Consider the following 20,332-nt stretch of genomic DNA (forward strand, 5'->3'; position numbering starts at 1 on the left):
GTTCTGGAGGCAATGACCAGTTCCGCCGAAATCATCGCCACGCTCGGCCTGAAACCGCATCCGGAAGGCGGCTGGTATGCCGAGACCTTCCGCGATGGCGCGGAGGGTGCGCGCGGCCATTCGACCGCGATCTATTTCCTTTTGGAGCAGGAGCAATTGTCGGCCTGGCACCGCGTCAAGGACGCGGCCGAGGTCTGGCATTTCTATGCCGGCGCCCCGCTGGCGCTGTCGATGCATCAGGAAGGCGGGCCGGTGATCGAGCAAGTGCTCGGCACGGCACTGGCCGCCGGCGAGCGGCCGCAGATCGTCGTGCCGGCAGGCTGGTGGCAGTCGGCACGCAGCCTGGGCGAGTGGACGCTGGTCGGCTGCACCGTGGCACCGGGCTTCGATTTCGCGGCCTTCGAGCTGGCCGCACCGGGCTGGAGCCCTAACCCAGCAGGAAGCCCAGCGTGATTGCCAACTGGGCGGCGTAATACAGCATCCAGACCGCGTAGCGCATCCAGACGCGGTGCAGCGAGATGGCGGGCAGCAGGAACTTTTCCGCGGCCAGCAGGCCGTCGGATGCCATGAACAAAACCGCACCGCCAATAACCCAAAGGCTGTTCAGGGTGAGCGCGGAAATGCCCATGGCGAGGATTGCCACGATATAGACGCCGACCGGAAGCCGTAAGGCGGGGCCGACACGGCGCCCGAGTGCAAAAAGCATAGCGAACGCGAAGACAACCATCGCCACGGCAATCGCCCCGCGCCACGGTTCGGCCGACAGCAGCCCGACCCCATCGCCGGAGCGCAGGAACAGCGCGACATACAGCACATGCGCAACGAGAAAGCTGGCCAGCGCGCCGAGAAAGGCCTTTTCGCCGTCGCGCGACAGCAAGGCATCACCGATGGCGCTGAGCGCCAGCGCCGCGACGAGCAGCCCAGGACCGCCCTGCAGCAGGACCAGCACGGCAAGCAATGCCACGGCCAGTGTCTTGACCGCCAAGCGTGCGAGGCTCGGTGGCATATCGAGGGTGAAGGCGTAGATCACCGCCGCCACCAGCGAAAACAGCAGCGTCGCATTGGCGTTGGCGTCGATGCCGCCGGGAAATGGCATCACGCCCCTGCCTCGCTCGTTGCCTGCTTGCGCAACAACAGCGATTTCGCCGCAAGGGCTGCCCCGCCGGTGATCAGCACGCAGGCGGCGAGGATGCGCAAGGACGGCTCGGCGAAGCCGGCGGCAATCAGCACCAGCGTCGACAGCAGCGGCGCGGCATAGCTCGCCGCGCCCAGCACCTGTATGTTGCCGCGCTTGACGCCGATGTCCCAGGCGTAGAAGGCCGCGCCCACCGGCATCAGCCCGAGGCCGAGCACGGCCAGCCACTGGCCGGCGCCGTCAGGCAGCACCGTCTCTTCCAGCACGAGATGGCAGATAAGCGAAAGCGCGGCCGTAGCAGCACAAAACCAGGTGACGATGCTGGTCGGCACCGACGGGAAGCGCCGTGACAGCAGCGAATAGGACGACCACAGCACCGCGCAGACGCCGGCCATCGCATAGCCGAAGGCGTAGCGCGCGTCGAAGGCTAGCCCGCCGCCCTTGGTGACGATCAGGAAAGTGCCGGCGAGGCCGAGCAGTGCTCCGGCGACATGGTTCCAGGCCAGCCGCTCGCCCGGCATCAGCGCCGATCCGAGCACGATCAGCAGCGGCCACAGATAAGCGATGAGGCTCGCCTCCACCGCCGGCGCATTGCGCAGCGCGGTGAAGTAGAAGAAGTGGTAGCCGAACAGGCCGGCAATGCCGATCACCCACACTTGGCGCGGTACCTTCTCGCTCCTGTCGGCGGCCGGCATGAACAGCCGCGCGACGAGCCCGACGCCGGTGCCGATCGTGAAGGTGATCGCCGAAAGCAGGAACGGCGGCACCGCACCCGAAGCATCCGTAAGCAGCGCCAGCAGCGCCCACATGGCGATCGCCGAGAAGCCGATCAGTGTTGCGCGCCCCATATCCGTCGGCCTCATGCCTATTTCTGGCGGCGCGCGATCACGCCTATTCTGTAGCTTCGAACCGCCCCGCACTGACGGTGAGAGTGCCGATTTGCGTGCTGACCGTGGCGTAGATCGGCGCATATACGCCGGTTTGGCCAACGGGTGCAAACGTTACCATGATACGGCTGCGATTCTTCAAGTAATTCAAGGCTTTGCGATTCTTGCGGTAACCCGCCACCGGCTCAAAACCCATCTTGCAAGTGACGGTCTCGCCCTTGTAGCCGCGCACCGATATCGAGCCCTTCGAATCGTAGGTCAGCGTCAGGTTGGCGCGCATCTCGCCGTCATAGAGTTTCACCGTGCGCCCGCAGACCTTGTCGAGGCTATCGGCATGGATGACGGTGGCGGCCATCGGATCGAGCACCGACGCGAGATCGCTGGCGCCCAGCGGTATCCAATTCCTGGGATTGCGCTTCCTCGGTGCAGGCACGACCTTTGTCGCGGTAACAGCGCCATTGGCGAACTGGATATCGATCATCGACGTCTTCTTGCCCGACTTGTAGTCGGCACGGAACGCCTGCGGCTGCAATTGCGTGCCCGAAATGCGCCCTTTTGACGAGATCGTGCCACGCGTGTCGTCGAAGATTGTGGCGAGGCCGGCGCTGGAGACGCTGCCGTCGATCGAATAGGTATCGCCTTCGTAGCTGCTGGAAAAAGTTGCCTTCGCCACAGAGAGGCCGAGGAACGACACCGTATACTCGCCCTTGAAGGATTGTGGCGTGGCGGCGGACATTGTCGTCGGCAGCGCAACGGCGAGCAAGGCTAAAAGAGCGTGAGACGAACGAAGCATGGCGGCGATCGGTCCTCGATTTTTCAACCAGAGATGGGCAACTCCGGCCTGGCATGTCCCTGTGCGACCGCTTATAGGCGGAATTCCGGCCTTTATGTGAAAGGCGCCGTCACACCGCGCGCAAGCCGGAGCTTGACGCATCGGCGAAATGCAACTATGGAACGCCAACTTTTTCCATAAGGCCGCCTGACCGAAACCGCGCGCCACCCGGCGCGGGTCGAATGTTTGGCCCGACCGAGAACTGAAGGTTTAGAACCATGTCCCGCACCTGCGAACTCACTGCCAAGGCAGTCATGTCCGGCAACAATGTGAGCCACGCCAACAACAAGACCAAGCGTCGCTTCCTGCCGAATCTCGTCAATGTGACGCTGATCTCGGAAGCGCTGAACCAGAATGTGCGCCTGCGCATTTCGGCCAACGCGCTGCGTTCGGTCGAGCATCGCGGCGGTCTCGACGCCTTCCTCGCCAAGGCCGACGTCAAGGAACTGTCGCAGCGCGCTCGTCTGTTGAAGAAGCAGATCGCCAAGAAGCTGGCCGAACAGCCGGCGGCCTGATTTTCAGGCGGCCGCCTTCCAAGGAGTGTCGTCCGAACTCGGCATGACATTTCGCTGGTTCCATTACCCAGGATAAAAAAATGACTTTTTTCTCCCGATACCTGCCCTTCGTGGCCGCTATGGCGCTTGTCGTCGTCGCGTCGAACATCCTCGTGCAGTTCCCGATGCAAGGTGCGGTCGGCGACTTGTCGCTGGCCGACATTCTGACCTGGGGCGCCTTCACCTACCCGTTCTCCTTCCTGGTCACCGACCTTGCCAATCGCCGCTACGGCCCGGCCGTGGCGCGCAGGATCGTTTTTGTCGGCTTCATGACGGCGGTGATCTGCTCGATCCTCATTCCGCCCTTGCTGTTCCGCTACGGCCTGATCGAGTTCGAGACCGCCGCCGACCGGCTGGTGCGCATTGCCGCGGCTTCCGGTACCGCGTTCCTGATCGCACAATTGCTCGACGTGGCCGTGTTCAACCGGCTGCGCCGGCAGAGCTGGTGGCGGGCGCCGATCGTCGGCACGCTGGTCGGCTCGGTGTTCGACACCGCCGTATTCTTTACCGTCGCCTTTTCGGCGGCCTTCGCCTTTGCTGGCCCGAGCGATAGCTTCGCGCTGGAGACGGCGCCACTGATGGGCGTGCTGCCGATCGAGGCCATGCGCTGGGTGTCATGGGCGCTCGGTGATCTAGCGGTGAAGCTGATCATCGCGGTGGTGGCGCTGATCCCCTACCGGCTGCTTGCCGCCCGCTGGAGCCAGCCGGCGCTGGCGGCATAGGCAGTGATCCCATGGGTCCAGCTCGATACCGCGAAAACGCCTGACGGCGACCACGAGCTTCGCCTGAAACGGCGCGGCGCCGAATTCTCGATCATGCTCGGCACCAACGAGCTGATGAACAGCCGTCTCAGCGGCTCCGAGGAAGCGCTGGCGAGATTGTCCTGCCAGAGGATCGCCGGCCGCCGGCAACCGAAAATCCTGATCGGCGGGCTGGGCATGGGTTTTACGCTGCGCGCGGCCCTTGCCGAGCTTGGCGCGGATGCCGGTATCGTTGTCGCCGAATTGGTGCCCGCCGTCGTGGCGTGGGCACGCGGCCCGATGGCCCCGGTGTTCGGCGGCTGTCTCGACGAACCGCGCGTAACTGTTCGCGAAGCGGATGTTGGACAACTCATACGGTCGGAGACCTCGGCCTGGGATGCCATCCTGCTCGACGTCGACAACGGGCCGGAAGGGATCGTCCACAAGGCCAATGATGCTCTTTACAGCATCGCCGGGCTGAACAGCGCGAGAGCAGCGCTCAAACCCGGCGGCGTGCTGGCGGTGTGGTCACAGGGGCCAGACGCAGGTTTTACACGGCGGCTCAAACAAGCAGGCTTCGCGGTCGAGGAAATCAAGGTCCGCGCCAACGGCAAACGCGGCGCCCGCCACGTCATCTGGATCGCGACCAACGGACCCCGGCCCGCGGCAGCTGGCACGAAACTGTAGACCTGCATCGGTCGTTCCCGCCGACTGCCTCAATCCTCGTGCAGAACAAATTCCAGGTAAAGATTGCGCTGCAGGATCGAGTGGTTGTCGTCCGAGATCAGCGACACCATCAGCGCGCCGTCGTCTCGGGTCCAGACATCCAGCCCTTCCATATTGTCGATCTGGTAGCCCATGTCGGCCTCCATCAATACCGGCCCGTCGGCAACGGCGCCCTTCTCGACGCTTTCGCCATAAATACGCCTCAGCCGCATCTTGACGCCGCCGGCCATCGAAAAACTGCGCTCCAGCAGCAGGAGGTCGCCGTCGGGCAGGAAGGCGCCGTCGGTGATGTCGAAATCGCCGTTGCGCTTGACGGTGAAGACGCCCTTGTGCGGCCCTTCGATGATGGCGGCAAAGATGTTGCCTGCCTTGTCGAGGCTCTTCTCCGACACCACGACCAATCCGCCCTGATGCTGGCCGTTTGGATTGGCATGGGTGACGGTCTCGAAGCCGCGATTCAGGCGAAGCTCCCAGGCCGGAACCAGGAAATCAAGCTGCTTGAACGGCGCTTTCATATTGTCCGGCTCGATGCTGAACTGGGCGACGCGCTGCTGGCGCTCGAAGCCGGCTGTGGCGATGCCGTCCTTGACCGCGAGGCCTTCGGCGTCGACCTCCCATTTCTCCTCGACCGGCTGGCCTGATACGTCGACCATCTCTTGCATGCGGAAATTCTGAATGCCCGCGGGGCGCCTGTCGGCATCGTGGATAATCGTGCCGAAGAACCAGAAACCGGTGTCGGCGACGCCGATGAAATCGCTGCCGGGCTTGAGAAAGCGAAACGCCGACAGCCCGCCCAAATCGCGTGACGGCGAGGTCATCTCCAGCCCGCCGGCGAATTCGAGCGGGCCGAACCGTTCTTCGTCACGGCCGATATGAAACCGGGCTATCCGCCGTACCGAGACTTCGATCGGCTCGACCGAAACCGGGGCGGCAGTGGTGGAAGGCGACAAGGCGATGCCGGCAACGAACAGTGCTGTGGCGGCGAAAAACGTCTGCCGAAAGCCGCCCCGCGAAAAACTCATCCGGCGCGCCGCATGCTGCCGCGCCGCGTATCGCGCACGCTTTCCTCGCCAAACAGCGAAGCGAGCTGCTCGGTCATGGCGCCGGCCAGTTCCTCGGCATCGACGATGGTGACGGCGCGGCGATAGTAGCGGGTAACGTCGTGGCCGATACCGATGGCCAGGAGCTCGACCGGCGAGCGCGTCTCGATCAGCTCGATCACGGCGCGCAGATGCCGTTCGAGATAGTTACCCGGATTGACCGACAGCGTCGAATCGTCGACCGGCGCGCCGTCCGAGATCATCATCAGGATCTTGCGCTGCTCCGGCCGGGCGATCAGGCGGTTATGCGCCCACAGCAGCGCCTCGCCGTCGATGTTTTCCTTGAGCAGGCCCTCGCGCATCATCAGGCCGAGATTGCGGCGCGCCCGCCGCCACGGATGGTCGGCGGATTTATAGATGATGTGGCGCAAATCGTTGAGTCGCCCGGGATTCGGCGGCTTGCCTTCCTTCAGCCATTTCTCGCGTGCCTGCCCGCCCTTCCAGGCGCGGGTGGTGAAGCCGAGGATCTCGACCGAGACGCCGCAGCGCTCCAGCGTGCGCGCCAGAATGTCAGCGCAGGTGGCGGCGACCGTGATCGGCCGGCCGCGCATCGAGCCCGAATTGTCGAGCACCAGCGTCACCACCGTGTCGCGGAATTTGGTGTCGCGTTCCTGCTTGAAGGACAGCGGCTGCATCGGGTCGATGACGACGCGCACCAGCCGGGCCGGATCGAGATAACCCTCTTCGAGATCGAAATCCCAGGAGCGGTTCTGCTGCGCCATCAGGCGGCGCTGCAGCCGGTTGGCCAGCCGGCCGACGACGCCGGACAAATTGGCAAGCTGCTTGTCGAGGAAGGCGCGCAACCGATCCAGCTCTTCCTCTTCGCACAGATCCTCCGCGCCCACCGTCTCGTCGAAGGCGGTGGTGAAGACCTTGTAGTCGATCTCCTTCGACAGATTGGTGAAGGGATTGTCGTTGCGGCGCGCCTCGCCGGGCGTTTCCGCATCGGCGTCGTCATCGTCGGACAGGTCGTCGGCGGTGGCATCTGACGCCTCCGTCTCCGCCGATTGCTCGTCGTCTGATGATGCTTCGGTGTCGTCGGACTGCGACTGCTCGGAGCCGGAATCCTCCTCACCGCCCTCCTCGCTCTGCTCCTCGCCTTGCGGCTGGTTGTCGTCGTTGTCCTCCGAGTCTTCGGTCTCCTGGTCGTCGCCGAGTTCCTCGGCCATTTCCATGGAAGCCAGCATCTCGCGTACGACACGGGCGAAGGCTTGCTGGTCGTCGAGCTTTGCCGACAGCCCGTCGAGATCGGCGCCGGCTTTCTCCTCGACCCAAGGGCGCCAGAGGTCGACCAGCCGCTCGCCGCTCTTCGGGACAGTGCGGCCGGTCAGCTTTTCGCGCACCATCAGGGCCAACGCCTCCTCGATCGGCGCGTCGGCCTTGTCTTTGATGTCGACGAGATTCGCCTTGGCGTATTTGTCCTCGAGCATTGAGCCGATATTGTCGGCCACACCTTGCATGGCGCGAGAGCCGATCGCCTCGACCCGGGCCTGCTCGACCGCATCATAGACGGCGCGGGCCTGCTTGCCCTCCGGCGCCAGCCTGGTGTGGATGCGCGCGTCGTGGCAGGCGCGCTTCAGCGCCATGGAATCGCCGAGGCCGCGGGTGATGGCGATGTCGGCTTTCGACGCCTTCTTCGGCAGTTCGGGCAGCCGGGCGCGGCTGCCGGCGAGCGCCGGCCGATCCTTGGCGAAGCCGACTTCGAGATCCTTGTCGCCGGCGATCGCGCGCATGCAGACGGTGACGGCGCGCTTGAAGCTGTCGGCTTCAGAACCCGTCTTCGACTTGTTGCGCGTGTTGTCGCCCGGACCCGCCATTGATCATTCCTTGCAGCACGATCTTGTCCGAAAAGCCGTGCGACTTTTCAGAACCATGCTTAGCCCAGCACCACGTTCGCCGCCGATTCGGGCAGGTCTTCGCCAAAGGCGCGCTGGTAGAACTCGGCCACGAGCGAGCGTTCCAGCTCGTCGCACTTGTTGAGGAAGGTCAGCCGGAACGCCATGCCGATGTCGCCGAAAATCTCGGCATTCTCGGCCCAGGTGATGACCGTGCGCGGGCTCATGACGGTCGAAAGGTCGCCGTTTATGAAGGCCGAACGCGTCATGTCGGCGACGCGCACCATCTTGTTGACGATCTCCTTGCCCTTGCCGTCGCGATAGTGCTTGGCCTTGGCCAGCACGATGTTCACCTCATTGTCGTGCGGCAGATAGTTCAGCGTGGTGACGATCGACCAGCGGTCCATCTGCGCCTGGTTGATCTGCTGGGTGCCGTGATAGAGGCCTGTGGTATCGCCGAGGCCGACCGTGTTGGCGGTGGAAAACAGCCGGAACGCCGGATGCGGGCGGATGACCCGGCTCTGGTCGAGCAGCGTCAGCCGGCCCGACGATTCCAACACGCGCTGGATGACGAACATCACGTCCGGACGGCCGGCATCGTATTCGTCGAAGCACAGCGCGACATTGTGCTGGTAGGCCCAGGGCAGGATGCCGTCGCGGAATTCGGTGATCTGCAGCCCTTCCTTGACGACGATCGCGTCCTTGCCGACGAGATCGATACGGCTGACATGGCTGTCGAGGTTGACGCGCACCATGGGCCAGTTGAGGCGGGCGGCGACCTGCTCGATATGCGTCGACTTGCCGGTGCCGTGATAGCCCGACACCATGACGCGGCGGTTGTAGGCGAAGCCGGCGAGGATCGCCATCGTCGTGTTCTTGTCGAACAGATAGTCCGGATCGATGTCGGGCACATGCTCGCTCGTCACCGAATAGGCCGGCACCACCATCTTGGAGTCGAAGCCGAATTTCTCCTTCACCGACACGGTGGTGTCGGGCAGGTTGGCGATGTCGCGATCGACCTTGTTCATCACTATCAACGTCTCCACGGGCGAAACGCCTGATTTCGCCGGCAATCGATTTTGTCCGGGGGCGGTCTTAGAGCCTTTTCCAACCTTATGAAAGTTGGAAAACGACACGGACCGTAAGGTCGCTCAGCACAATCCTGCCTGCTTGAGCACGCGATAGGCATGAAGCACATCGCGGAACCGGTCTTCCGAACCTCTGTCGCCGCCATTCGCATCCGGATGGTGGCGTTTCACCAGTTCCTTATAGCGCGCCTTGATATCCTTGCCAGTCGCCTTTGTATCAAGACCAAGCGTTTCCAGCGCCTTGGCCTCAAGCGGCTTGGCCTTGCGCTCGCGCGGCGCCTGCGGATCGTTGAACAGGTTGAACGGGTCGCGCATGCGGTTGTAATAACCGGCGCGGCCGGAACGCTGCTGGGCGAAGTCGGGAGAAGAGCGCGTCGAGGCGCCATTGATGCCCATCTTCCAGGTCGGCCGGTGGCCGGTCATCGCTTCCTTCTGGAAGCGGGCGATCTCGGTGTCGGGAACGCCGGAGAAATAATTGAAGCCCTTGTTGTACTCGCGCACATGATCGAAGCAGAACTGGAAATACTCGCCCTCCTTCATGCGTCCGACCGGCGCGCGATGGGTGCCAGCCTCCTTGCAACCGTCCCATTGGCAGATCGGCGAGCGCGACTTCAACTCCGCATCCTTCTCCGGTCGGATACGAATCTTCTCGAAATATTTGGGGTACGGTTTCATCTCACCCATTTATGGGCTGTTCGCTGTTGCGAAACAAGAATTGACATTTTCGCGATGATCGCCCTAACCGGTGAATCGCGGCATAAAGCGGGCGATTGGCGGATTTTCTCGCGGCGACGGCATCGCGCGTCCTCTAGGACGCACCATGAGTACCGATTTTCGGGGGTCATGCGCCGGCCATATGTGGTGAAGGGAAGTGCGAATGTCCATACAGTCGACGATGGAAGGCAAGTTGAAGACGGCGTTCTCGCCGGAGCGGCTGGTCATCATCAACGAAAGCCATCTCCATGCCGGCCATCACCATCAGGACTCCGACCATCACGGCACCTATGACGGCACCGGCGAGACACATTTCCGCGTCCGCATCGTCTCCCCCGTCTTTGCCGGCATGAGCCGCATCGACCGCCACCGCGCGGTCAACGAATTGCTGGCCGACGAGTTGAAGGCCGGTGTCCATGCGCTGGCCATCGAGCCGGCAGCACCTGGCGAAAACACCAGATGGTAGGATCAGCCGAGCGCCGACTTGAGGAAGATCATCACCGCAGAGGTCAAGGCGTCGCCCTCATCACCGAAAGCGCGATCGATCGACATGTGCGAATAGGCGCTGCCGTCGAATAGTGTCACCACCGTTCCGGTCGCCCGCAGGCGCTCGGCGAAGGCCCGTGAAACTGTCGCGCGACCGGATGCGCGCGAATAGGCAATGAAGGTCGGCGGATATTTGCGCCCGCCGACATGGGCGGCAGGCGACAGCGCGCGCCACTGCGCGGGGTCTGGAAAGGCCCTGGCATAGGCTCGTGTCATGCCGCCGCTCCTGGCAAGCGCCTCCAGGTCATAGGCCTTGGTATCGCCAAGGACGAGCGCCGCGACGCCGGGCAGGCCGCCGCGCAGGCCGGTCAATGCAGCCAGATGGCAACCGGCCGAATGACCCATCACCGCCATCCGGTCCGGATCGCCGCCGTGTTTGGCGATGTTGGCGCGCACGTAGCGATATGCCTGCTCGACATCGTCGGCCTGGGTGGCGACATCGGCCTTGGGCAGCAGCCGATAGTCGATGGAGACGAAGCAGAAGCCGTTGTCGAGCAGGAAGGCCGGCTTGGAATCCACATTGTTGCGATTGCCGGCGCGCCAGGCACCGCCATGGATGTAAAAGACCACAGGCAGGTTGCGTGCGCCATCGCGCGAGTAGATGTCGAGCCTGGCCGGTCCGTAGTCGAAGGTTTGCGGAGACGGCGAACGCCGGCGCGATGCCGCTGAAGCGCTGGCCGGCAACAAAGCCATTGACATCAAGAGCAGGGTTCGCCGATCGATCACCGTCATCTCCAGACAGCCCAGTTCCAGACAGCCCAGTCGAAAGTGCATGCCGGCGCGGCGAGCGTCCAGTCAAGCATTGGTAAGCCGGACCAGACCCTAAACCTCGCCGGCCGGCCTGATCCTCAGCTTTGCGATCCGGTTCTTGTCGCGCTTCATGACGACGAAGCGCTTGCCGTGAAAGGTGAAAGCCTGCTTCTCGTCCGGGATCAATTGCGTCTCATGGATGACGAGGCCGGCAATGGTGGTGGCTTCTTCGTCCGGCAGGTCCCAGCCGAGCGCCCGGTTCAGGTCGCGGATCGGCACCGTGCCGTCGACGACGACAGAGCCGTCGGCTTCCTGCTTGACGCCCTGCATGTCGATATCGTGCTCGTCGGCGATCTCGCCGACGATCTCCTCGATGATGTCCTCCAGCGTCACCAGCCCCTCGACCTCGCCATACTCGTCGACGACGACGGCGAAATGCGCCTTGCGACGCAGGAAGGCGTTGAGCTGTTCCTGCAGCGTCGTGGTATCGGGCACGAACCACGGTTTCGAAGCGATCTTCATCACGTCGATCCTGGAAAAGTCGTTGCCGACATCGTTCAGCGCGCGCAGCAGGTCCTTGGCGTGCAGCACCCCGACGATGTTGTCGAGCGAGCCCTTCCACAAGGGCATGCGGGTGTGCGGGCTCTGCAGGATCTCGCGCACCACCGCTTCCGGCGGATTGTCGGCATTGACCGAGCGCATGTTGGTGCGATGGACCATGACATCGGACACTTCGAGCTCGTCGAGATCGGCGAGGCGGCCGATACGGGCGCGATCCTCGCGCACCACCTGGCCATCGCGCCGAAAATCGTCAACGCCGCCGCGCAATTCGTCATGGCTCGAACGCTGCGGCTCGATCCGCAGCAGTTTGTAGCCGAAGGCAGCGAGCAGGCGCGCACGAAAGGCGAAAGCGAGCAGGCCGAGCCCGGCAAGGACAGCAGCGGCGATCCAGCCGGTCTCGTTCATCCCGGGCTGCTCTGCTGACCCGGGCGGCTTTTCCGCCGACCCGGGCGGCTTTCCTGCTGACCCGGATGGTTCTCCTTTAGAAACGACAACACTTCCGACGCCGGCACATCCCTGGCGATGAAGGCCTGGCCGATGCCATGTGTCAGGATGAAGGTCAGCGCGCCGCGCGACACTTTCTTGTCCTGGGTGATGAAGGCAAGCAGCGCCTCGGCGTCAGGCAATTCGCCCGGAATATCGGCCATGCGCCAGGGCAGGCCAACGGCGCGAAGATGCGCCTCGATGCGCGCCGCATCGTCGGGGCTTGCCAGATTGAGACGTGACGAGAAGCGATAAGCCAACGCCATGCCGATGGCGACCCCCTCGCCATGGACGAGACGGGCGCCGTCATAGCGGGTGGCGGCCTCCAGCGCATGGCCGAACGTGTGGCCGAGATTGAGCAGCGCGCGGTCGCCGGTCTCGAACTCGTCGCGGGCGACGACGTCGGCCTTGGCGCGACAGGCTTCGGCGATGGCCTGCGCCCGCTCCGGGCCGCCGGCAAACACTTGGCCCCAGTTCTCCTCCAGCCAGGCGAAGAAGTCCGGGCGGTCGATGAGCCCGTATTTGGCGAGCTCGGCGTAACCTGCCCTGAATTCCCGGATCGGCAGCGTATCGAGCACTTCGGTGTCGGCCAGCACGAGCTTCGGCTGATGGAAGACGCCGACGAGGTTCTTGCCGCGCGCACTGTTGATGCCGGTCTTGCCGCCGACCGAGGAATCGACCTGGGCGAGGAGCGAGGTCGGGATCTGCACGAAATTCATGCCGCGGCGCACAATGCCGGCGGCAAAGCCGGCCAGATCGCCGATGACGCCGCCGCCGAGCGCGATCACGACATCGCCGCGCTCGAGCCTTGCGGCGAGCACGCCGTCCACCACCTCCTCGAGATGCGCGAAACTCTTGGTCTTTTCCCCAGCCGGCAGCGTGATGACGGCAGGCTGGGTGCCGCCCTGTTCGAGGCCGGCCTTCAACGTTTCGAGGTGTGCTGTCGCGACATTGTCGTCGGTGACCACCGCGGCGCGCGTGCCGGGCAAGCGGCGCGAAATCTCGGTACCTGCGCGGGAAAGCAAGCCGGGGCCGATCAATATGTCGTAGGCGCGATCGCCAAGCCCGACTTCGACGGTGACTGTCGCATTGGCGCTCACGACCGCACCTCGCCTGTCTCGGCTGCAACGCCGAAATGCCTGCAAAGCGCGCTCACCACCTCGGCCGCAATGACCTCCTTGCGATCGTCGCGGGTCGGCACAGTGACATCGGCGGTTGCGTAGACCGGATAGCGCTCGACCATCAACCGCTCGATCACGGCGCGGGGATCGGCGCTTTTCAGGAGCGGCCGGTTCTGCTTCTTGGAAACGCGGTCCATCAGGAGGTCGATCTCGGCTTTCAGCCATACCGACACGCCATGGCCTTGAATGGCCTCCCGCGTCTGCGCACTCATGAAGGCGCCACCGCCGGTCGACAGCACCTGCGGGCCGTGTTCCAGCACGCGCAGGATGACGCGCTGCTCCAGCGCCCGGAACTCGGTCTCGCCATAGCGTTCGAACAGGTCCGGGACGGTCATGCGCGACACGCTTTCGATCTCCTGATCGCTGTCGATGAAAGGCAGCCCCAGCATCCCCGCGACCTTGCGGCCGATCGCAGTCTTGCCTGCGCCCATTAGGCCGACGAAGACGACGGAACGGTCACCCAGCCGGCCGAGCAGCGCGGCATGGCTTTCATCAGAAGGATTTGCTGGCAGCGCGTTCATGACACCATGATGTTTCTAAGCAGGTTCCGCAAAAGTGTCCCACGGTTTTGCGATAAGAACCTGCGACAAACCAAAGAATCTAAGCAGGCATTCGTGGGCTGGCCCACGAATGCCTGCTTAGAGCCCTCTTTGCCGGGTATCGACATCAAAAGCCTGTTTGCGTCAAGCGTGCGCGCGCCGCGCGTCCGCTTAAGCTTCGTCCTTGAATTGGCCGGATTGGCGTCTCATAAGGGCACAGGGTTTGGAAACGCAGAACAAGAAGACGGGCGAAAATTAATGCCGACACTGTTTCGCTTTGTCGTGACACTCACGATTCTGGCCGGCATTGTCTATGGCGCGATGTTCGCTCTGGCGATGTTCGTCGAGCCGAGAAAGGCCGAAATGAGCGTACGCATTCCTCCGGAAAAGCTGAACCCAAAAAATGAGCAGCGCGGCCCGCATCGAAGCCTTTCTGGAAATGATGAGCGCCGAGCGGGGCGCTGCCGAGAATACGCTTTCCAGCTATCGCCGCGACCTCGAAGACGCTTCGGCCGGGATCGATGGCGGACTTGCGGGTGCCGCCGCCGCCGCCATCCGCGCCTATCTCGACGATATCGCCGCGCGCGGTTTTGCCGCCACCTCGCAGGCACGCAAACTGTCGGCGATGCGCCAATTCTTCAAATTCCTTTACGCCGAGGGCCTGCGCGGCGACGATCCGACCGGAACCCTGGACAGTCCGAAAAAGGGCAGGCCGCTGCCGAAGACGATGAGCGAGGCCGATACCGGCCGGCTGATCGACCGCGCGGCGCAAGAGGCAGGCGACACCTCACTGAACGACGGCGACAGCCTGGCGGCGCTGCGCCTGCATGCGCTGGTCGAGGTGCTCTACGCCACCGGCCTGCGCGTTTCCGAGCTGGTCGGCCTGCCGGTGACGGTGGCGTTGCGCGACGATCGTTTCTTCATGGTGCGCGGCAAGGGCGACAAGGAACGCATGGTGCCGCTGTCGGCAAAGGCGCGCATGGCGATGCGAGCCTGGCTCACTGCGCGGGCAACGGTGCCGGCTTTCGCAGACAGTCCGTTCTTGTTTCCGGCAGCAAGCGACAGCGGCTATCTCTCCAGGCAGGTCTTCGCCCGCGACCTGAAGGGCCTTGCCGCGCGGGCCGGCATCGCCTCGGCGAAAATATCGCCGCATGTGCTGCGCCATGCTTTCGCCAGCCATCTCCTGCAGAACGGCGCCGATCTCAGGGCCGTGCAGCAGTTGCTCGGCCATGCCGACATCTCGACCACGCAGATCTACACGCATGTGCTGGAGGAGCGGCTTGTGCGACTGGTCAACGATCATCATCCGCTTGCCGACTAGGCGTCATATCGCTATGTGAGGCGACGTTCCGCCGCTCGGAGCCTCTGTTTCCTGGGGCTCCGCCAGTCATTGCCTTCCGACTTACCGGTCCGCTCAAGAATGTACAATTACCTCGATTTCGAAAAGCCGATCGCCGATCTCGAAGGCAAGATCCTCGAGCTGAAGAAGCTTGCTGAGAATGGCGAGGCGGTCGATGTCGGCGATGAGATCGGCCGTCTCGAGAAACGCGTCCGCGATGCGCTGCGCGACATCTATAAGGCGCTGACGCCATGGCAGAAAGTGCAGGTGGCGCGCCATCCGGACAGACCGCATTGCGTCGACTACATCAAGGGTCTGTTCAGCGATTTCACGCCGCTCGCCGGCGATCGCAATTTCGGCGAGGATCAGGCGATCGTCGGCGGCTTCGCCCGCTTCCGCGGTGAACCGGTGGCGATCATCGGCCAGGAAAAGGGCTCGGATACGGCGAGCCGCTTGAAGCATAATTTCGGCTCGGTGCGACCGGAGGGTTACCGCAAGGCGGTGCGGCTGATGGAACTCGCCGACCGCTTCAATATCCCGTTGCTGACATTGGTGGACACGGCCGGCGCATATCCCGGCGTCAATGCCGAGGAGCGCGGCCAGGCTGAGGCCATCGCCCGTTCGACCTCGGCCTGTCTCGGCCTGAGGGTGCCGTCGATCTCGGTGGTCATCGGCGAAGGCGGCTCGGGCGGTGCCATTGCGATCGCCACCGCCAACCGCGTCTACATGCTCGAGCACGCCATCTATTCGGTGATCTCGCCGGAGGGCGCCGCCTCGATCCTGTGGCGCGACACCACCCGCTCGAAGGATGCGGCGACCAACATGAAGATCACGGCTCAGGACCTGCTCGAGCTGAAGATCATCGACGCCATCGTTCCCGAGCCGCTCGGCGGCGCCCATCGTGGCCCGGAAACGGTGATCGCCGCCACTGGCGACCTCATCGCGAAGACGATGAAGGAATTCTCCGGCGCCAACACCGATTTTCGCGAGCAGCGCCGCGAGAAATACCTGGCCATGGGCCGGAACCTTTAGACCAGGATCCCGAAAAGTGGGAACCGGTTTTCGGAAAAGATCATGGTCAAACAAAAAGATTCAGTCCGTCCGATTTCAATCGGATGGACTGCCAGACGATTTCGGTGTCGCAATGTGGCGAGATTGAGCACTTTCGCCACAAAAATGCCGCTGCATTCGGTTCAATCAGATTGCCGTGAGGGATGCGCCCGGCGCTTGCGGTAAGGAATTTTCAAGGTTAACGGGTTTAGGGTTGGGGCTGACGGCGCTGATGCCTGCAGTCCGAAAGAAAAAAGACATAGCCATACGCATGTTTGCCAAGCTAGCCCGCACCGGACTTCTGATTGCCGCGATAGGGGTCGCCGGCTGCACCGATTCTTCGATGAAGGATTTTCCCCCCAGGCCAACAAGCCGCTGCCCGACAAGATCCTGGCCAGCATGAAGGCCAAGGGTATGACCCGCACCTCGCCGGTGATGGCCCGCATCTTCAAGGAAGAGGGCAAGCTCGAAATCTGGAAGGCCAAGACCAACGGCCGCTACGACATCGTCGCCAGCTATGACATCTGCAAATGGTCGGGCAAGCTAGGCCCCAAATTCACCGAAGGCGACCGTCAGGCGCCGGAAGGCTTCTATACGGTCCGTCCGTCGCAGATGAATCCGCGGTCGAGCTACCACCTTGCCTTCAACATCGGCTATCCCAACACCTATGACCGCGCCAATGGCCGCACCGGTTCCCATCTGATGGTCCATGGCGCCTGCTCGTCGTCGGGCTGCTATTCGATGACCGACGCGCAGATCGAGCAAATCTACGCCTTCGGCCGCGATGCCTTCCAGGGCGGCCAGACCGAGTTCCAGATCCAGGCTTTTCCGTTCCGCATGACCGCCGCCAACATGGCGCGCTATCGCAAGGATCCGAACTACGAATTCTGGAAGATGCTGAAGGTCGGCTACGACAATTTCGAGATCACCAAGGTGCCGCCGAAGGTCGACGTCTGCGAGAGGCGCTATGTCTTCAACCAGGTCGCGGCGGACGGCGCGACCTTCGATCCGGCCGGCGCCTGCCCCACGACCACACAGCCGGATTCGCTGAAGAGCGCCTTCAATGCCTACCAGAGCACTTACGAAGCGGCTTTCAACGGCGCGGTCAAGGCCAGCGTGCCGGCACCCAAGCCGACCATCGCCGGCATCAAGGAAGCCAGCATCGTTTCCGACTGGTCCAAGCGCCGCGCCCGCGGCGAACGCGTGACGATCGAGCCGCCGTCGCTCAACGCCGACGGCTCGATGACCGAGACGGCGCGCATGGGCCGTATCGATTCGCCGGCGGGCCGCAAGATGGCCGCGCTCGACGCGGAGAAGGCCGCCAAGCAGAAGGCCGAGGAGCAAAGGCTTGCAGCGATGGAAGCAGCCAAGGCCGAGAAAGAGGCGGCCAGGATTCAGTCCCTGGCTGAAGAGGAAGCGGTCAGGGCCGCGGCCGAAGCGCCTGTCGCCACTGCAACCATCGCGCCCGCCGAGGCCGCCCCGGTGACCGAAACGCAGGCGGCGAGCGCTGAGGGCAGCACAGCGGCAAAGCTGAAGAGGAAGCTGCTCGGCATGTTTGGCGGCTGAGGTTTCCCCACCTTGACCAAGCACGCTGCTGTTTACGATCTGAAGGGGCTGAACTGCCCCTTGCCGGTGCTCAAGGCGAAGAAACGGCTGGCGGCGATGCAGCCGGGCAGCCAGCTTTGGTTAGAGACCACCGACCCGCTCGCCGTCATCGACATTCCCTCCTTCTGCGCCGAGAGCGGTCATCATCTGGTCGAAACGACAGCGGTTTCCGGCGGCCATCGCTTTCTGGTCGAGCGCGGCGGGGCCGCGTAAACTCTGCGATCTCGCCATTCTGCCGGTTCGGCGCTTGCGAATTACAGGTAGGCGAAAATCCTACCGCCCGGCGATGGCCAGCGGGTTGTTTTCCAGCGCTGCGCGGTCGGGTGTGTCGATCGACGGCCGGTTGGTGAAGGCGGCAAACAGCCGGCGGACGTAATCTTCCGGCATGTCGAGCGTGATCAGCACCAGCCTCGTGCCGCGTTGGCCGTCCGGCCAGGACGGCAGCCGCGCCGGCGGATGCAGAATCTTCTGTACGCCGTGGACGACCAGCGGCCGCGACGGGTCTTCCAGCAGTTCGATGATGCCCTTCATGCGCAGCAGGCGCTCGCCATGCGCCGATCGCAGCAGGTCCAGGAACATCTCGATCGCCGAAAACGGCACCGGCCCATCATGGACGAGCGCGTGGGAGCGCACACGGGAATCGTGCCGATGGTCGTGGTCATGGTCGCCGTGGTCATGGTCACCATGGTGGTGATGATCATGGGCGGCTTCCTCGCCCAGCCAGCGCCGCACGTCGGCGGACTTGGTGGCTGGGTTGTAGAGGCCGCAATCGAACAGCGCCGCTACATCGGTCCTACTGTCACCGGCATCGAGCAGCCCGGCACCCGGATTGATCTGCCGCAGCCGGGTCCGCAAGGCCTCCACGTCACGCGGATCGGTGGCCAGGTCGGCTTTCGCCAGCACAATGCGGTCGGCGACAGCCACCTGCTTCACCGCCTCGACATGGGCGTCGAGCGTCGCACTGCCGTTGACCGCGTCGACCAGCGTGATGACGCCGTCGAGCCGGAAGGCCTGGACCAGCGCCGGATGCCCCATGATCGACTGCAGCACCGGCGCCGGATCGGCGAGGCCGGTGGTTTCGATGACGACGCGGGCCAGCCGGGCGATGCGGCCGGTCTGCAACCGGTCGACGAGATCGGCCAGCGTGTCGACCAGTTCGCCGCGCACCGTGCAGCAGAGACAGCCGTCTGAAAGCTGGATGATGCCATCGGAGGCTTGTTCGACCAGGAGATGATCGATTGCGACCTCGCCGAACTCGTTGATGATGACCGCGGTGTCGGCTAGCGCAGGATCCCTGAGCAGCCGGTTGAGCAGCGTCGTCTTGCCAGCGCCGAGAAAACCGGTCAGCACCGAGACGGGGATGGGAAAGCCGCTGCTCATCAGGCTAGTTCAAGGCCTTGGCGGGCTGGCCGTCCTGGGTCGCGGCGGCGGAACCCATCACTATTGGTTCGGCACCGGGTGGCTGCGGCAGGTCGGGCCGCCACGTCGGCAGTGGCACGTCGGCATATTCCTGGCCCGATGCATCGAGCATCGCCTTCGGCTTCGGCCCGGTGGCGCCGCCAAGGCCGACGGCGACCAATGTCGGCACATGGTCGAGCTTTTCCCGATAAGGGGATTTTGGCGCCTTGTCGCCGACCGGGACGGCAGCTTCCGACTGCTCCTTAGCCGGCTTTTTCTTGCAAAGCTCGTCACGCAGATCGTTGACGGACGTCGTGTCGCCATAGGCGGGCAGCGCCGCGACCGTGGTCCAGCTCGACACAGGCGCCGCAAAACCCTGGTCAAGCAATCTCGCCGTGGTCTCGGCACGTGTAATGGTCGACTGTTCGCCGAGCACCACGGCGACCAGCGTGCGGCCGTCGCGCGTTGCCGAGCCGATCATGTTGAAGCCCGAGGGGCAGACGAAGCCCGTTTTCATGCCGTCGGCGCCCGGATAGCGGCCGATCAGAAGATTGTAGTTCGGGATCTGCTTCTTGCCGACGGCGAGGCCCTCGATCGAAAACCAGGGGGCATATTGCGGAAATTCCGTGCGGATCGCCATCACCAGCAAGCCGAGGTCGCGCGCCGTCGTGTACTGGTCCGGCGAAAAGAGTCCGTTCGGGTTGACGAAATGCGATCCGGTCATGCCGAGCCGGCGTGCCTCGGTGTTCATGCGTTCGGCGAAAGCGGCTTGCGAACCGCCGATGTTCTCGCCGACTGCCATGGCGACGTCGTTGGCCGATTTGACCAGCATCATCTTCAGCGCATTGTCGAGCCGCATGACGGAACCCGGTTTGAAGCCCATCTTGCTCGGCGGCTCGCCAGCGGACCGTTTCGTGACCTTGATCGGCGAATCGAGCTGAACCTCGCCGGCCGCGATCGCGCGGAACGTCACATAGGCGGTCATCAGCTTGGTCAGCGAGGCAGGATACCAGCGCTTGAAAGCCTCCTGATGCTGGAGGATCCTGCCATTTTCCAGGTCGAACACGATCGTCGGATTGGCGAGAGCCGGCCCGGCCAGCACCGGAAGCGCCACGGCGCCCGCCAGCAAAAGTCTAGGGAAATGCCTGTATCGCATGGTGGAATCCGAAATCGCCTCTTGCCGTAGTCGCCCCTGGCTCCGTAAGATTTCGTTACGCGATCGCCAGCAAAGTGGATCCGACCCTCTGCCCGGACCATAGTTGCGGTGCT

21 protein-coding genes and 2 pseudogenes are annotated in these 20,332 nt (G+C 63.6%); 10 read left to right on the forward strand and 13 right to left on the reverse strand.

Translation table 11 applies throughout. The annotated features are described in order from the left end of the window. Positions 1 to 12 precede the first annotated feature (12 nt). On the forward strand, positions 13 to 453 hold the full coding sequence (locus EJ066_RS03835) for a cupin domain-containing protein (RefSeq protein WP_126035052.1): 441 nt from the start codon (positions 13 to 15) through the stop codon (positions 451 to 453). On the opposite strand, the gene EJ066_RS03840 is transcribed toward EJ066_RS03835, so the two are convergent. The 3 genes from EJ066_RS03840 to EJ066_RS03850 are packed head-to-tail and all read right to left on the reverse strand — an operon-like array spanning position 428 to position 2,815. Continuing rightward, a complete protein-coding gene (locus EJ066_RS03840; RefSeq protein WP_126043738.1) occupies positions 428 to 1,096 on the reverse strand; it encodes a lysoplasmalogenase family protein in 669 nt (222 codons plus the stop codon). The two genes, EJ066_RS03835 and EJ066_RS03840, sit on opposite strands and share 26 nt — an antisense overlap. Next, positions 1,096 to 1,983: an EamA family transporter gene (locus EJ066_RS03845; RefSeq protein WP_126043739.1), complete on the reverse strand. Its 888-nt coding sequence runs from the start codon at positions 1,981 to 1,983 to the stop codon at positions 1,096 to 1,098. Before EJ066_RS03845 ends, EJ066_RS03840 begins: the two co-directional genes overlap by 1 nt. Before the next feature lie 43 nt (positions 1,984 to 2,026). Beyond that, positions 2,027 to 2,815: a DUF3108 domain-containing protein gene (locus EJ066_RS03850; RefSeq protein ID WP_126035054.1), complete on the reverse strand. Its 789-nt coding sequence runs from the start codon at positions 2,813 to 2,815 to the stop codon at positions 2,027 to 2,029. A 257-nt stretch (positions 2,816 to 3,072) separates the two neighbouring features. Here EJ066_RS03850 and rpmB point away from each other — a divergent pair, with 257 nt between their 5' ends. The 3 genes from rpmB to EJ066_RS03865 all read left to right on the forward strand — a co-directional run bounded on the left by rpmB (position 3,073) and on the right by EJ066_RS03865 (position 4,835). Continuing rightward, positions 3,073 to 3,369 carry a 50S ribosomal protein L28 gene (gene rpmB / locus EJ066_RS03855; protein WP_126035056.1) on the forward strand — a complete coding sequence of 99 codons (297 nt, stop codon included), beginning with the start codon at positions 3,073 to 3,075 and terminating at the stop codon, positions 3,367 to 3,369. Between the two features lie 80 nt (positions 3,370 to 3,449). Next, on the forward strand, positions 3,450 to 4,130 hold the full coding sequence (locus EJ066_RS03860) for a queuosine precursor transporter (protein ID WP_126035059.1): 681 nt from the start codon (positions 3,450 to 3,452) through the stop codon (positions 4,128 to 4,130). A gap of 3 nt (positions 4,131 to 4,133) precedes the next feature. Then, on the forward strand, positions 4,134 to 4,835 hold the full coding sequence (locus EJ066_RS03865; protein ID WP_126035062.1) for a hypothetical protein: 702 nt from the start codon (positions 4,134 to 4,136) through the stop codon (positions 4,833 to 4,835). A gap of 29 nt (positions 4,836 to 4,864) precedes the next feature. Here EJ066_RS03865 and EJ066_RS03870 read toward each other — a convergent pair whose 3' ends face one another. The 4 genes from EJ066_RS03870 to EJ066_RS03885 all read right to left on the reverse strand — a co-directional run bounded on the left by EJ066_RS03870 (position 4,865) and on the right by EJ066_RS03885 (position 9,581). Next, a complete protein-coding gene (locus EJ066_RS03870) occupies positions 4,865 to 5,896 on the reverse strand; it encodes an esterase-like activity of phytase family protein (RefSeq protein ID WP_126035064.1) in 1,032 nt (343 codons plus the stop codon). Then, positions 5,893 to 7,791: a cobaltochelatase subunit CobT gene (cobT, locus tag EJ066_RS03875; protein ID WP_126035066.1), complete on the reverse strand. Its 1,899-nt coding sequence runs from the start codon at positions 7,789 to 7,791 to the stop codon at positions 5,893 to 5,895. The genes EJ066_RS03870 and cobT overlap by 4 nt, the downstream gene beginning before the upstream one ends. A 59-nt stretch (positions 7,792 to 7,850) precedes the next feature. Then, positions 7,851 to 8,837: a cobaltochelatase subunit CobS gene (gene cobS / locus EJ066_RS03880; RefSeq protein WP_126035068.1), complete on the reverse strand. Its 987-nt coding sequence runs from the start codon at positions 8,835 to 8,837 to the stop codon at positions 7,851 to 7,853. Between the two features lie 123 nt (positions 8,838 to 8,960). Continuing rightward, positions 8,961 to 9,581 carry a J domain-containing protein gene (locus EJ066_RS03885; protein ID WP_126035070.1) on the reverse strand — a complete coding sequence of 207 codons (621 nt, stop codon included), beginning with the start codon at positions 9,579 to 9,581 and terminating at the stop codon, positions 8,961 to 8,963. A gap of 193 nt (positions 9,582 to 9,774) precedes the next feature. On the opposite strand from EJ066_RS03885, the gene EJ066_RS03890 reads away from it, so the two are divergent. Then, complete coding sequence (locus tag EJ066_RS03890; protein WP_126035073.1) at positions 9,775 to 10,077, forward strand: BolA family protein; 303 nt, start codon at positions 9,775 to 9,777, stop codon at positions 10,075 to 10,077. A gap of 2 nt (positions 10,078 to 10,079) precedes the next feature. Here EJ066_RS03890 and EJ066_RS03895 read toward each other — a convergent pair whose 3' ends face one another. The 4 genes from EJ066_RS03895 to EJ066_RS03910 form a co-directional block, all read right to left on the reverse strand. Then, positions 10,080 to 10,883 (reverse strand): alpha/beta hydrolase, encoded by an 804-nt coding sequence (locus tag EJ066_RS03895; protein ID WP_126035075.1) that lies wholly within the window; start codon positions 10,881 to 10,883, stop codon positions 10,080 to 10,082. 96 nt (positions 10,884 to 10,979) lie between these two features. Continuing rightward, positions 10,980 to 11,873, reverse strand: coding sequence for a transporter associated domain-containing protein (locus EJ066_RS03900; RefSeq protein ID WP_126035077.1), 894 nt, complete (start codon positions 11,871 to 11,873; stop codon positions 10,980 to 10,982). Then, entirely contained in the window at positions 11,870 to 13,051 is a 1,182-nt protein-coding gene (gene aroB, locus EJ066_RS03905) for a 3-dehydroquinate synthase (protein WP_126035079.1), read from the reverse strand. The genes EJ066_RS03900 and aroB overlap by 4 nt, the downstream gene beginning before the upstream one ends. Beyond that, the gene (locus EJ066_RS03910) at positions 13,048 to 13,653 is read right to left on the reverse strand and encodes a shikimate kinase (protein ID WP_126035081.1); all 606 of its coding nucleotides are present in this window, start codon (positions 13,651 to 13,653) and stop codon (positions 13,048 to 13,050) included. The genes aroB and EJ066_RS03910 overlap by 4 nt, the downstream gene beginning before the upstream one ends. 276 nt (positions 13,654 to 13,929) lie before the next feature. On the opposite strand from EJ066_RS03910, the pseudogene EJ066_RS31725 reads away from it, so the two are divergent. The 5 genes and pseudogenes from EJ066_RS31725 to EJ066_RS03935 form a co-directional block, all read left to right on the forward strand. Next, positions 13,930 to 14,073 (forward strand): annotated as a pseudogene (locus tag EJ066_RS31725) (histidine kinase); the annotation flags it as partial. Position 14,074: 1 nt separating this feature from the next. Beyond that, positions 14,075 to 14,992 (forward strand): site-specific tyrosine recombinase XerD, encoded by a 918-nt coding sequence (locus EJ066_RS03920; RefSeq protein ID WP_126035083.1) that lies wholly within the window; start codon positions 14,075 to 14,077, stop codon positions 14,990 to 14,992. Positions 14,993 to 15,091: 99 nt separating this feature from the next. After that, complete coding sequence (locus EJ066_RS03925; RefSeq protein WP_126035085.1) at positions 15,092 to 16,042, forward strand: acetyl-CoA carboxylase carboxyltransferase subunit alpha; 951 nt, start codon at positions 15,092 to 15,094, stop codon at positions 16,040 to 16,042. Positions 16,043 to 16,331: 289 nt separating this feature from the next. Next, positions 16,332 to 17,626 (forward strand): annotated as a pseudogene (locus EJ066_RS03930) (murein L,D-transpeptidase family protein). Between the two features lie 12 nt (positions 17,627 to 17,638). Next, the gene (locus tag EJ066_RS03935) at positions 17,639 to 17,878 is read left to right on the forward strand and encodes a sulfurtransferase TusA family protein (RefSeq protein WP_126035087.1); all 240 of its coding nucleotides are present in this window, start codon (positions 17,639 to 17,641) and stop codon (positions 17,876 to 17,878) included. A gap of 60 nt (positions 17,879 to 17,938) precedes the next feature. Here EJ066_RS03935 and EJ066_RS03940 read toward each other — a convergent pair whose 3' ends face one another. Next, positions 17,939 to 19,045: a GTP-binding protein gene (locus EJ066_RS03940; protein ID WP_126035089.1), complete on the reverse strand. Its 1,107-nt coding sequence runs from the start codon at positions 19,043 to 19,045 to the stop codon at positions 17,939 to 17,941. Positions 19,046 to 19,049: 4 nt separating this feature from the next. Further along, positions 19,050 to 20,219 carry a D-alanyl-D-alanine carboxypeptidase family protein gene (locus tag EJ066_RS03945; protein ID WP_126035091.1) on the reverse strand — a complete coding sequence of 390 codons (1,170 nt, stop codon included), beginning with the start codon at positions 20,217 to 20,219 and terminating at the stop codon, positions 19,050 to 19,052. Between the last annotated feature and the right edge of the window lie 113 nt (positions 20,220 to 20,332).

The organism is Mesorhizobium sp. M9A.F.Ca.ET.002.03.1.2 (assembly GCF_003952365.1).
Lineage (GTDB): Bacteria > Pseudomonadota > Alphaproteobacteria > Rhizobiales > Rhizobiaceae > Mesorhizobium.